The organism is Cupriavidus sp. 22TCCZM01-5, from assembly GCF_057798915.1.
In genome coordinates this window covers 62,923-75,212 of sequence record NZ_JBYOJR010000003.1, presented here as the reverse complement: position 1 = coordinate 75,212, position 12,290 = coordinate 62,923, and the positions used below count along the sequence as shown (strand labels likewise).

The following is a 12,290-nucleotide window of genomic DNA, read 5'->3' as shown; positions in this document are numbered from 1 at the left end:
GTCAGGCGCGCGCCTTACGCAGGATGGCATAGAGCTGGTCCTTGATCTGGAGCTTTTCCTTCTTGAGGCGTTCGATCTCCAGCGGCGTGCCGGGCACGATGCCGGCTTCCATGTTGCGGATTTCCTGGTCGAGCTGATTGTGCAGGGCGAACAGCCGCGCGAAATGGGCGTCCTGGGCCTTCAGCAGCGAAATCTGGTCGCGGTACTCGGGGAACATTCGGGGCCTCCTCAGAAAAGGTGCTTCGATATACCTATTCTGAGTAACCCAGGGTGCGGTGGTCTTGATCTGGATCATCGCCGCCCTGACGTCGCGGGCAGGGCGCAGAAACAAAAACGCCCGCCGGGCTGGCGGGCGTCTGGCGCGCAAACGAGCGGGCTCAGGCCGCGGCGGGCTTGGCGTTGTCCAGCGAGTAAGGGGCCAGCAGGCGGACCATCTGGGCAAACGCCTTCGGGTTGCCGGCCAGCACTTCGCCTTGTTCCATCTGGCGCGCTTCGCCGGCGTAGTTGCCGACCAGGCCGCCCGATTCGGAGATCAGCAGCATGCCGGCGGCCATGTCCCACGGCTTCAGGCCACGTTCGAAGAAGCCGTCCAGGCGGCCGCAGGCCACGTAGGCCAGGTCCAGCGCGGCGGCGCCCGGGCGGCGCAGGCCGGCGCAGCTGCGCGTCATCAGCGCGAAGATTTCTAGGTACTCTTCCACGCCTTCCAGGTCGCGGAACGGGAAGCCGGTGCCGATCAGGCAGTCGGCCAGCTTGTCGCGGCGCGTCACGCGGATGCGGCGGTTGTTCAGGAATGCGCCGGCGCCCTTGGAGGCGGTGAACAGCTCGTCGCGGGTCGGGTCATAGACCACCGCCTGCGACGGCACGCCGCGATGCAGCTGGGCAATGGACACCGCGTACTGCGGGAAGCCGTGAATGAAGTTGGTGGTGCCGTCCAGCGGATCGATGACCCAGGTGTACTCGTGGCTGTCTTCGCCATCGGCCCAGGACTGGCCGGACTCTTCCGCTAGAATGGCGTGTTCGGGATAGGCCGTGCGGATGATCTCGATGATGGCCGCTTCGGCAGCCTTGTCGACCTCGGTCACGAAATCGTTGTGTTGCTTGCGCGAGACGCGCACCAGATCGACGTCGAGCGACGCGCGGTTGATGATGGAACCCGCCTTGCGGGCCGCCTTGATGGCGATATTGAGCATCGGATGCATGAATCTCTCCAGGCTGGCCGGAATCGCACAGCGGCGCGAACGGATTCGCGAGCCGGGCCCCGGGCAGCTGACAACACAACGAATTGTAGAAGAACGTGGGGCGTCGCCATATGTGCTGCAAGCGTCTCGCGAGCAGGCAAAGTATCGGCGCCGCACCAAAAGAAGAAGCTGAATTGTATATGAACCCGGCAAACGAGACGAGCCAGGCTGGCGGAACAGCCGCGCCGGCCACATCCGCGGAGGCGATGTTCACGCGCGTGCGCTTTGTACTGGTCGAGACCAGCCACCCTGGCAATGTCGGCTCGGTGGCGCGCGCGATCAAGACCATGGGCTTCGGCAGCCTGGTGCTGGTTTCGCCACGCGACCCGGCCGTGCGTGAACATCCGGACGCGGTGGCCATGGCCAGCGGCGCCGACGACGTGCTGGCCGGCGCCGTGATCGTAGACAGCATCGAGGCCGCGCTGGAGGGTGCCACGCAGACCGTGGCGATGACCGCGCGACAGCGTGAATTCGGGCCGCCGCGCGTGCTGCCGCGCGACGCCGCCGCACGCGGCGCTACGGCGCTGGCCGCGCGTGCCGAAGACGAGATCGCGTTCGTGTTTGGCAACGAGCGTTACGGTCTGCCCAACGAAGCCGTGCAGCGCTGCGCGGCGGTGACGCATATCCCTGCCAATCCCGCCTATACCTCGCTCAACCTGGCGCAGGCGGTGCAGCTCGTCGCGTACGAGATGCGCCTGGCATTGCTGGACCGCGCGCAGGGCGCGCCGGACGACAGTGGCAATATCGGCTATGCTGGTGAGCCGGCGACGGCGGAGCAGGTCGAATCCATGTTCGGGCACCTGCAGCAGGGGCTCGAAGCGATCGGCTTCCTCGACCCTGGCAATCCGCGCAAGCTGATGTCGCGTCTGCGGCGCCTGCTGGCCCGCGCAGGGCTGGAGCGCGAGGAAGTGAATATCCTGCGCGGTATGGCCAAGCACATGTTGCTGGCGGTGCGAGGCGGTACCGCCAAGCCAGAACAACCCGGTCCGGCTGCGCCGTCCCGGCAAGAGGAGTACTGAACGGTGGCGCACACCCCGGCCCGAGCCCCACATTCCCCCGCAGCGACGCGCCAAGGCGCGCATCGCCCGGCGGGCGGCCGCGCGCACCTGTCCGGGCGATGTTGAACACGCGTCGAAGCCAATGACCATGACGGCATCGGGGCCCCAAATCTCTTACACTCCCTGATCCCGTTTTCACCGGCCAATGACCACGCCGGCGACCAGGCCCGCGGCAGATGCCGACATGGCTGGCGCACGGCGCGGCAACACGACACGAACCAAGATGTTCTCTCGCCTGAAGGAAGATATCGACACCATCATGCTGCGCGATCCCGCCGCGCGCAGCCGTCTCGAAGTCCTGACCTGCTATCCCGGCCTGCACGCCGTGGTGTTTCACCGCTTCGCCCATGTCTGCTGGAATGCCGGATTCCATTGGCTGGGGCGTTGGATCTCGCACTGGTCGCGCTTTCTCACCGGCATCGAAATTCATCCGGCGGTCAAGCTGGGCCGGCGCGTCTTCATCGACCACGGCATGGGCGTGGTGATCGGCGAAACCGCGGAGATTGGTAACGACTGCACCATCTACCAGGGGGTGACGCTGGGCGGCACGTCGCTGTACAAGGGGCAGAAGCGGCATCCGACGCTGGGCGCCAACGTGGTCGTGAGCGCCGGCGCCAAGGTGCTTGGCGGCTTCGAGGTGGGCGACGGTGCGCGCGTTGGATCCAATGCCGTGGTGCTCAAGCCCGTGCCGCCTGGCGCGACAGCCGTGGGCGTGCCGGCCCGCATCATCCTGCCCGACGCGCCGGTATCGCAGCAAGGCGCGAAGCAGGAGTTCTCCGCTTATGGCATCACGCCGAATGCCGATGATCCGGTTTCGCTTGCGCTCAAGGGCCTGATCGACAATGCCGCCAAGCAGAACGATCGCATCGAGGCCGTGCTGGCCGCGCTCGACCGGCTGGGCGAGCATCTGGAGAACACGCCGAACGACCGCTTCGATGCAAGCGAACTGCGCAGACTGATGAAGTAGGTGTAGCGTCGGAACACAGAGAGGGGCGGCCTGGGCTGCCCCTTATGTCGTCTGTGGCAACAGATGGAAGCCGCCTTCGTCCAGCTGCAGCACCGCGGCGCGCGGCTGGCTGCCGTCGAGATCCCAGTCGGTGAGCACCCAGCGCACGCCCGAGACATCCTGGTGCCGTGCAGGGCGGTGCGTGTGGCCGTGCACTAGCAGCCGGGCGTCGCAGGCTTCGAGCAGTGCCGTCACCGCAGCGGGTGTGGCATCGCCGTATACGACCTGGGTCGGCAGGCCTTGCGCAAGCTGGCGCGCGCGTCCGGCTTCGCTGTCCACGCGCAGGCGTCGCGCCACGCCCAGCCGAGCCGACAGCGGCAGTGCCAGGAACAGGCGTTGGACCCAGGGTTTGCGGGTCCAGCGTCGGAAGCGGTTGTAGCGCTCGTCATCGGTGCACAGCATGTCGCCGTGGCTCAGCACCACGCGCTGGCCGGCGCAGAGAATGACGGTCGGGTCGGGCAGCAAGGTCACGCCTGCCGCATTGGCGAAGCGCTTGCCCAGCAGGAAATCGCGGTTGCCATGCATGAGGTAAACCGGCACGCCGCGCCCGGCCAGCGTGCGCAGTGCGTTTGCCACCTGTGTGGCAAACGGGGAGCTGGTCTCTTCGTCGCCGACCCAGAACTCGAAGAAATCGCCCAGTATGAAGAGGGTGCGGGCTTCCGAGGCGGCGCGCTCCAGCGCGCGCTCGAACGCGGCCAGCGTGCGGGGCATGCCCGGGGTCAGGTGCAGGTCGGAAATGAACCACGCCGGTGCCTGTACCTCGAGGGGACTGGCCACCGGCGTGGTGGGGATTGCGGTCATGCGCAGGGCCTGGGGGAGATGGTTGCCGGCAGGAGAGGGTGCATGAGGCCGCAATCGTGGGGCATCGATCGTGCGCTTACTCGACGATCACGGCCTTTTCGATCACCACGTCTTCCAGCGGCACGTCCTGGTGGAAGCCCGAGCTGCCGGTGCGCACGCCCTTGATCTGGTCGACAACCTCGGTGCCTTCGACGACCTTGCCGAACACGGCATAGCCGAAGCCCTGCGGCGTCGGCGAGCTGAAGTTCAGGAAGTCGTTGTCGACCACGTTGATGAAGAACTGGGCCGTGGCGGAGTGGGGTGCGTTGGTGCGCGCCATGGCCACGGTGTACTTGTCGTTCTTCAGGCCGTTGCCGGCTTCGTTCTCGATCGGTGCATCCGTGCCCTTTTGCTTCATGCCGGGCTCGAAGCCGCCGCCCTGGATCATGAAGTTCTTGATCACGCGGTGGAAGATGGTGTTGTCATAGTGGCCCTTGCGGACATACGACAGGAAGTTCTCGACCGACTTCGGAGCCTTTTCGGAGTCGAGTTCGATGGTAATGACACCCTGGTTGGTGTGGAGCTGGACCTTGGACATGGGCATTCCTCTGTACGGTAGTGTTTATTGGATGACGCTGGCCGACTCGATCACGATGGGCGTGGCCGGCACATTGCGCATGGGGCCGTAGGCCGTGGTCGGCACGTTCTTGATCTTTTCGATCGTATCCATGCCTTCCACCACCTTGCCGAACACGGCGTAGCCGTTGCCGTCCGGCTGCGGGTAGTCGAGATTCGGATTATCCACCACATTGACGAAGAACTGGGCGGTGGCCGAGTTCGGGTCGCCGGTGCGTGCCATGGCCACCGTGCCGGCCTTGTTCTTCAGCCCGTTCTGGGCTTCGAGCGGGATCGGCGCGCGCGTGGGCTTCTGCTTCATCTCGCGGTCGAAACCGCCGCCCTGCACCATGAAGCCGTTGATGACGCGGTGGAAGATGGTGCCGGTGTAGAAGCCGCTCTTCACATACTCCATGAAGTTGGCGACGGTCTTGGGCGCGGCGTCGGGATAGACCTCGACGGTGAACTTGCCCTGGCTGGTGACGAACTGCACACGTTCGGCCTTCTGCGTCTGCTGTGCCATCGACGGCAGGGCAGACAGGGCCAGTGCGGCGGCGCTCAGGCCGGCCAGGAGGATGCGGCGGGAACGGATCATGACTGCGGCTCCGGTAGTCTTGGGATTGCGCCGGGCCCTGGGGCCCGGCGACGGAACAGGAAGTGGGCGGCGGTATCAGCGCGCGGCCGGTGCGCTGGCAGGCGCGTGGACCGGGGCCGGGGTGGTCGGGCTTGCCGGGCTTGCGGCAGGCCGCAACTGGCGCAGCGCGGCGCCGGCGCGCGCATCGCCGGGGTTGCGGCGCAGCGCTTCGGCATAGGCCTGCTCGGCCAGGCGCCGGTAGACGTCACCCAGGTTGGTGTAGCCGATGGCAAAGCCGGGCTTGACCTCGGTGGCGAGCAACAGCTCCGCTTCCGCGCGTTTCAGGTCGCCGCGTTTTGCGTAGAGCAGCGCGAGGTTGTTGTGCGGCTCTGGCAGCTCTGGGAAATCCTGCGCCATTTCGGCGAATGCCCGGATCGCGTCGTCCTCGCGGCCAGCCTGCGCCATGGCCCAGGCGCGCTCGAAACGGGCCTGCGCATTGCGAGGGTTGGTGGCCAGCACGCGGTCGTACCCGGAAATGGCTTCGTCGTAGCGCTTGCCGGCGGCGGCGCGTTCAGCCTTGGCCATGCCAGGGTCGGCCGAACGCGGCCCCGATGGCGGCGCGGTCGGGGCGGCCAGGGACAGCGGGCCGTTCTGCGCATGGGCAGTGCCTGCCAGCGCGGCAAGCACGGCCAGTGCGGTCATGGCGCGGCGCGCTGGGGCGAGGCGCTCGGTGGGCAGGGTCAGGCTCATTGAAGGGCGGTCCGTTATACTCCGCGGCATTCTAGCAAAGCGGCACCGCCGGCACGATGCACGTAGATGACACGCCACCGGGGCGGCGCCACGTAACCCGTCGGCGGTGGGTGGCGGCAGGGCGCTTCCGGTAAGATATGGGGCTCCGGGGTTTGCGCGCGCGCCATCGCGCCGGGCCTGACGACGCCGTCACGGGCCGGGCGACAGTTGCCGGCAGTCACCTCACATCACACTCATTGCTTCATGCAGCTTCTGAACATCTACAACACGCTCGCGCGTGAGAAACAGCCATTCGTGCCCATCGAGCCCGGCAAGGTCCGCATGTACGTGTGCGGCATGACCGTGTACGACTACTGTCACGTCGGCCACGCGCGCGTGATGGTGGTGTTCGACATGGTGCATCGCTGGCTGCGGGCCGCCGGCTATGAGGTGACATTTGTCCAGAACATTACGGATATCGACGACAAGATCATCCGCCGCGCGGCAGAGAATGGCGAAACCATCGGCCAGCTGACCACGCGCTTCATCCAGTACATGCACGAGGATGCCGATGCGCTGGGCATCGTCCGCCCGGACCATGAACCGCGCGCGACCGACTACGTGCCGCAGATGCTCGACCTGATCGGCAAGCTCGAAGCAAAGGGGCTTGCCTACCAGGCGACCGATGGCGACGTGAACTACTCCGTGCGCAAGTTCGACGGCTACGGCAAGCTTTCCGGCAAGTCGCTGGAAGACCTGCGCGCCGGCGAGCGCGTGACGGCCAACGATGCCAAGCAGGATCCGCTCGACTTCGTGCTGTGGAAATCCGCCAAGGAAAGCGAGCCGCCCGAGAGCAAGTGGGATTCGAAGTGGGGCAAGGGCCGCCCCGGCTGGCATATCGAATGCTCGGCCATGAGCTGCACGCTGCTCGGCGAGCATTTCGATATCCACGGCGGCGGTGCCGATTTGCAGTTCCCGCACCATGAGAACGAGATCGCGCAGTCCGAAGGCGCGAGCGGCAGGCCGTTCGTCAATGTCTGGATGCACAACGGCTTTGTGCGCGTGAATGACGAGAAAATGTCGAAATCGCTCGGCAACTTCTTCACGATCCGCGAGGTGTTGAGGGAATACGACCCGGAAGTGGTCCGTTTCTTCATCCTGCGTGCGCACTACCGCAGCCCGTTGAACTATAGCGATGCCCACCTCGACGATGCACGGCACGCGCTGACGCGACTCTATACGGCGCTCAAGGATGCGCAGCCCGGCGGCTATGCCGTGGACTGGGAAGAGGCGCACGCGAAGCGCTTTGCCGAGGCTATGGGCGACGACTTCAACACGCCGATCGCCATGGCGGTGCTGTTTGACCTGGCCAGCGAGATCAACCGCACCGGCTCCTCCGTGGCGGCCCGCCAGCTCAAGGGACTGGCCGGTACGCTGGGCCTGCTCGAGCGTGATCCGCATACATTCCTGCAGGGCGGCAAGCAGGCGGACGGCCCGGCGCCGGAAGAAATCGAGGCGCTGATCGCGGCGCGCAAGGCGGCCAAGGCCGAGCGTAACTTCGCGGAAGCCGACCGCATCCGCGCGGAACTGCTGGCCGCGGGCATCGTGCTGGAAGACAAGCCAGGCGGTGCGACCGAATGGAGGCGTGCTTGAACGCTGCCGCGCGCAAGCCCGCCGCACCGGCCAAGACCGCCACTTCCCGCACCGCCAAGGGTGGTGCGAGGGACGGGAAGGCCGTGCTGCCGGAAGCCGAGGCATTGCCGCTGCCGGTCGAGACGGTCGTCGACGCCGTACGTCCCGCCTACTGGGATGAGGCCTGCGCCGACCTCATGAAGCGCGACCGGATCCTGCGCAAGATGATCCCGACCTATGGTCCGGCCCATCTGGTCTCGCGCGGGGATCCGTTCATCACGCTCGCGCGCTCGGTGGTGGGTCAGCAGATTTCGGTCAAGGCGGCGCAGTCGGTCTGGGAGCGGCTGGCCGCGGCCTGTCCGAAGCTGACGCCTGCACAGATTCTGCGCGCGGGGCCCGAGAAGCTGGCCGGCTGCGGGCTGTCGCGCCGCAAGGCGGAATACATCACCGACCTCGCCGATCACTTCAAGGCCGGCCGCGTCCATGTGAGCGAATGGGCGGTGATGGACGACGAAGCCGTCATCGCGGAGCTCACGCAGATCCGCGGCATCGGTCGCTGGACGGCCGAGATGTTCCTGATGTTCAATCTGATGCGGCCCAACGTCCTGCCCCTGGACGACATCGGACTGATCAATGCGATCTCGACCAATTATTTCAGCGGCGAGCCCGTGACCCGTAGCGAAGCGCGCGAAGTCGCGGCAAACTGGGAGCCCTGGCGAACAGTGGCTACATGGTACATGTGGCGTAGTCTCGACCCGCTGCCAGTGACTTATTAGGCATAGCCGTAACAAAAAGTAGCTGCAGGTGCAGTAAAGGCTATCTGCCCGGCGCAAAGATAGCGGCCAAATTCCGGTAGAATGCGCCCCTTCACAGACAGGTACGTGTGATTTTATGAAAACCACCTTCCTGGATTTTGAGCAGCCCATTGCCGAACTCGAGGCAAAGATCGAAGAACTGCGTTTCGTGCAGGACGATTCGGCTGTCGATATTTCCGAAGAGATTTCGCGGCTGGCTGGCAAGAGCCAGCAGCTCACCAAGGACATCTACGCCAACCTGACCCCGTGGCAGGTTGCGCAGATCGCCCGTCATCCGCAGCGCCCATACACGCTCGACTATGTGCGTGAGATCTTCACCGATTTCCACGAGCTGCATGGCGATCGCACCTTTGCCGACGACCTTTCGATCGTCGGCGGCCTGGCCCGCTTCAACGGCCAGTCGTGCATGGTCATCGGCCACCAGAAGGGCCGTGACACGAAAGAGCGCGCCTTGCGCAATTTCGGCATGCCCAAGCCCGAGGGCTATCGCAAGGCCAAGCGCCTGATGGAGCTGGCCGACAAGTTCGGCCTGCCGATCTTCACGTTCGTGGATACGCCGGGCGCGTTCCCTGGCATCGATGCCGAAGAGCGTGGCCAGTCGGAAGCCATCGGCCATAACCTCTACGTGATGGCCGGCCTCAAGGTGCCCCTGATTGCCACGATCATCGGCGAAGGTGGCTCGGGTGGTGCCCTGGCCATTGCCGTCGGCGATGTGGTGCAGATGCTGCAATTCGCGACCTACGCGGTGATCTCGCCGGAAGGCTGCGCGTCGATCCTTTGGAAGACGGCCGAGAAGGCGCCGGAAGCCGCGGAAGCCCTGGGCCTGACCGCCCACCGCCTGAAGGCGCTGGGCCTGATCGACAAGATCGTCAGCGAGCCGCTGGGCGGCGCCCACCGCGACGTCAAGGGCATGGCCGCCATGCTCAAGCGTTCCCTGGCTGAATCGCTGCGCCAGTTCCAGGGCGTGAGCGTGAAGGAGCTGCAAGCGCGCCGCTACGAGCGCCTGCTCGCCTATGGCAAGTTCAAGGAAACCGGCGTCCAGGACTGAGTTGTCCGACCGCCTGACCGACAAGGTCGCACAGGCCCTCCAGGCCAGTGCGGCCTTTGTTGTTTCTGGCGGCGCGGCGTCCGGTCAAGCCGAATTGGCGGTAGCCGTGGCGCTGTCCGGCGGCCGCGATTCGGTGGCGCTGCTGCATGCCGCGCAGGCCGCCGTTTCCGCATGGAACCTGCCAGCCCGCGTGGTGGCACTGCACGTGCACCATGGCCTGCAGGCGCAGGCGGACGACTGGGACAGGTTCTGCGCGGACCTGTGCGCGCGCTGGCAGATTGGCTATTTCGTGCGGCGTGTCACGGTACAGGCCGGCACGGGCGAGGGCGTCGAGGCAGCCGCGCGGCGCGCACGCTATGCGGCGCTGGGCGAGATGTGCCGCGCGAGCGGGGCCGGGCTGCTGCTGTTTGCCCACCACCTCGACGATCAGGTTGAAACCGTGCTGCTGCGGCTTTTTCGCGGCGCGGGCGTGGCAGGCATGGCCGGCATGCCTGCCATGCGCAGACTGGATGAAGACGGTGACATCGCCTTGCTGAGGCCGTGGCTGGACGTGCCGCGCGCCGATATCGATGGCTATTGCGCCGCGCATGAGCTGACCTGGATCGAAGACCCATCCAACGACAGCACGCGATACGCACGCAATGCGCTGCGCGCGCAACTGCCACAGCTTGAGCAGGCATTCCCGGCGCTACGCGCGAACGTTGCACAGGCGGCTGGCCATTTCGCCCAAGCCGTCAGCATGCTCGATGACCTGGCAAGCACCGCTCTGGCGAGGTTGGTTGTGCCGGGCCGCGATGCCGACACGCTGGCCGAGTTGGACCTGCGAGGCCTGCGGGAATTGCCCGCATCCCATGCCGACGCCGTGCTGCGTCTCTGGCTGCGCGACCTCGGCGTACGGGCCCCGTCGACGGCGAGGTTGGCCGCCATGCGCGAACAATTGCTCGACCATGGTGGTGGCGAGCCGGCCATTCCCCATGACGGCCTGGTGCTGCGGCGGTTCCAGGGCAGGGTGCTGGCCTGCCGGCCCGAGCCCAATACGCGGCCAGCGCCGCAGGCATTTGCGTGGCGCGGTGAAGCGCGCATTGTGGTGCCGGCCTGGCGCGGCGAACTTCGCTTCACGCGCGACGACACCTTCGGCGTGCCCGAAGCCGTGCTGCGGCAGCCGCTGCGGCTTGCCGCGCGCCATGGCGGCGAGCGCATCGTGCTGCGGCCCGGCGGTCCCGCGCGTGCGCTCAAGCAGGCTTACCAGGAGGCCGGTGTGCCGCGCTGGCGGCGGTGCTGGCTGCCGCTGCTTTGGGCCGGAGATGCGCTGGTGCTGGCTGCGGGGCTGGGCATGCATAGACGCTGGGACGAGGCGCCACACGCGCCACGTTGGCGTGTCGAGTGGGTGCAGGTGGCCGCCGGCACACACGGAATAACGCAAGGCCGGCCGCAGGATCACTTTCGGTGACTTGCCAAAGCGGCTGCGCCTTGCCTGATGGGCGTGGTTCGTGTATTTTCAAGAGCTTTGCACAATCGCTGGCGTCGACAAGAAGATGGCTCTCATCGTTCACAAATACGGCGGCACTTCGATGGGTTCCACGGAACGCATCAAGAATGTCGCCAAGCGCGTGGCCAAGTGGCACCGCGCCGGTCACCGCGTAGTCGTGGTGCCTTCGGCCATGTCGGGCGAAACCAATCGCCTGCTGGGACTCGCCAAGGAGATTTCGGCACAGCCGGATCCGCGTGAACTGGACATGCTCGCCTCGACCGGCGAACAGGCCAGCGTCGCGCTGCTGGCCATTGCGCTGCACGGCGAGAATATCGACGCCGTGAGCTACACGGGCTGGCAGGTGCCGGTGAAGACCGATTCGTCCTATACCAAGGCCCGCATCGAGTCGATCGACGACGAGCGCATCCTTGGCGATCTCGACGCCGGCCGCGTGGTGGTCATCACCGGCTTCCAGGGCATTGACGACGACGGCAACATCACGACGCTGGGCCGTGGCGGCTCGGACACCTCGGCCGTGGCCATTGCCGCCGCCATCGAGGCCGACGAATGCCTGATCTACACCGACGTGGATGGCGTGTACACCACCGATCCGCGCGTGGTCGAAGACGCCCGCCGCCTGGACAAGATCACCTTCGAGGAAATGCTGGAAATGGCCAGCCTGGGCTCCAAGGTGCTGCAGATCCGTTCGGTGGAATTCGCAGGCAAGTACCGCGTGAAGACCCGCGTGCTGTCGTCGCTGACCGACCCGCTTATGCCGCTCGAGCAGGAAATCAACTCGGGCACGCTGATCACTTTTGAGGAAGATTCCAACATGGAAGCCGCAGTCATCTCCGGCATCGCCTTTGCCCGCGATGAAGCCAAGATCACCGTCCTGGGCGTGCCCGACAAGCCGGGTATCGCGTACCAGATCCTGGGTCCGGTCGCCGACGCCAACATCGACGTCGACATGATCATCCAGAACCAGTCGGTGGACGGCAAGACCGACTTCACGTTCACCGTGCCGCGCGGCGACTACCAGCGCACGCTGTCGCTGCTGAACGACAGCGTCAAGCCGCACGTTGGCGCGGCCAACGTTTCGGGCGACCCGAAGGTGTCGAAAGTCTCGGTGGTCGGCGTGGGCATGCGCTCGCACGTTGGCGTCGCCAGCAAGATGTTCCGCACGCTGTCGGAAGAGGGCATCAACATCCAGATGATCTCCACCTCGGAAATCAAGATCTCGGTGCTGATCGACGAGAAGTACATGGAACTCGCCGTGCGCGCGTTGCACAAGGCGTTCGAACTGGAACAGGCCTGATCCGTTCGT

Annotated in this window: 13 protein-coding genes; 7 read left to right on the top strand and 6 right to left on the bottom strand. The window is 65.8% G+C overall.

What is annotated here, in order from left to right; translation table 11 throughout:
* Window position 1: 1 nt before the first annotated feature.
* Entirely contained in the window at window positions 2-217 is a 216-nt protein-coding gene (locus tag AC3FNH_RS03955; protein WP_276097814.1) for an HP1242/YdcH family protein, read from the bottom strand.
* 160 nt (window positions 218-377) lie between these two features.
* Entirely contained in the window at window positions 378-1,199 is an 822-nt protein-coding gene (locus tag AC3FNH_RS03950; protein WP_276097813.1) for an inositol monophosphatase family protein, read from the bottom strand.
* 179 nt (window positions 1,200-1,378) lie between these two features.
* Between AC3FNH_RS03950 and AC3FNH_RS03945 the strand changes: the two genes are divergently transcribed.
* Together AC3FNH_RS03945 and cysE are read left to right on the top strand one after the other, a co-directional pair.
* Window positions 1,379-2,257, top strand: a complete 879-nt coding sequence (locus AC3FNH_RS03945) for an RNA methyltransferase (RefSeq protein WP_488719140.1) — start codon at window positions 1,379-1,381, stop codon at window positions 2,255-2,257.
* A gap of 262 nt (window positions 2,258-2,519) precedes the next feature.
* Complete coding sequence (cysE, locus tag AC3FNH_RS03940) at window positions 2,520-3,263, top strand: serine O-acetyltransferase (protein ID WP_276097811.1); 744 nt, start codon at window positions 2,520-2,522, stop codon at window positions 3,261-3,263.
* Between the two features lie 42 nt (window positions 3,264-3,305).
* Here cysE and AC3FNH_RS03935 read toward each other — a convergent pair whose 3' ends face one another.
* From AC3FNH_RS03935 to AC3FNH_RS03920, 4 genes are all read right to left on the bottom strand, one after another.
* Window positions 3,306-4,103 carry a UDP-2,3-diacylglucosamine diphosphatase gene (locus tag AC3FNH_RS03935; RefSeq protein ID WP_488719139.1) on the bottom strand — a complete coding sequence of 266 codons (798 nt, stop codon included), beginning with the start codon at window positions 4,101-4,103 and terminating at the stop codon, window positions 3,306-3,308.
* 76 nt (window positions 4,104-4,179) lie between these two features.
* Window positions 4,180-4,680, bottom strand: coding sequence for a peptidylprolyl isomerase (locus AC3FNH_RS03930; RefSeq protein ID WP_276097809.1), 501 nt, complete (start codon window positions 4,678-4,680; stop codon window positions 4,180-4,182).
* Window positions 4,681-4,704: 24 nt separating this feature from the next.
* Window positions 4,705-5,292, bottom strand: coding sequence for a peptidylprolyl isomerase (locus AC3FNH_RS03925; protein ID WP_488719138.1), 588 nt, complete (start codon window positions 5,290-5,292; stop codon window positions 4,705-4,707).
* Window positions 5,293-5,367: 75 nt separating this feature from the next.
* Window positions 5,368-6,021, bottom strand: a complete 654-nt coding sequence (locus AC3FNH_RS03920) for a tetratricopeptide repeat protein (RefSeq protein ID WP_488719137.1) — start codon at window positions 6,019-6,021, stop codon at window positions 5,368-5,370.
* 243 nt (window positions 6,022-6,264) lie between these two features.
* Between AC3FNH_RS03920 and cysS the strand changes: the two genes are divergently transcribed.
* The 5 genes from cysS (at window position 6,265) to AC3FNH_RS03895 (ending at window position 12,281) form a co-directional block, all read left to right on the top strand.
* Window positions 6,265-7,653, top strand: a complete 1,389-nt coding sequence (gene cysS, locus AC3FNH_RS03915; protein ID WP_488719136.1) for a cysteine--tRNA ligase — start codon at window positions 6,265-6,267, stop codon at window positions 7,651-7,653.
* Window positions 7,650-8,408 carry a DNA-3-methyladenine glycosylase family protein gene (locus AC3FNH_RS03910; RefSeq protein ID WP_488719135.1) on the top strand — a complete coding sequence of 253 codons (759 nt, stop codon included), beginning with the start codon at window positions 7,650-7,652 and terminating at the stop codon, window positions 8,406-8,408. The genes cysS and AC3FNH_RS03910 overlap by 4 nt, the downstream gene beginning before the upstream one ends.
* 115 nt (window positions 8,409-8,523) lie before the next feature.
* Window positions 8,524-9,495: an acetyl-CoA carboxylase carboxyltransferase subunit alpha gene (locus AC3FNH_RS03905; RefSeq protein ID WP_276097804.1), complete on the top strand. Its 972-nt coding sequence runs from the start codon at window positions 8,524-8,526 to the stop codon at window positions 9,493-9,495.
* Window positions 9,461-10,945, top strand: a complete 1,485-nt coding sequence (gene tilS, locus AC3FNH_RS03900; protein WP_488719134.1) for a tRNA lysidine(34) synthetase TilS — start codon at window positions 9,461-9,463, stop codon at window positions 10,943-10,945. The genes AC3FNH_RS03905 and tilS overlap by 35 nt, the downstream gene beginning before the upstream one ends.
* Window positions 10,946-11,030: 85 nt before the next feature.
* The gene (locus AC3FNH_RS03895) at window positions 11,031-12,281 is read left to right on the top strand and encodes an aspartate kinase (RefSeq protein WP_276097803.1); all 1,251 of its coding nucleotides are present in this window, start codon (window positions 11,031-11,033) and stop codon (window positions 12,279-12,281) included.
* The last annotated feature ends 9 nt before the right edge of the window (window positions 12,282-12,290 follow it).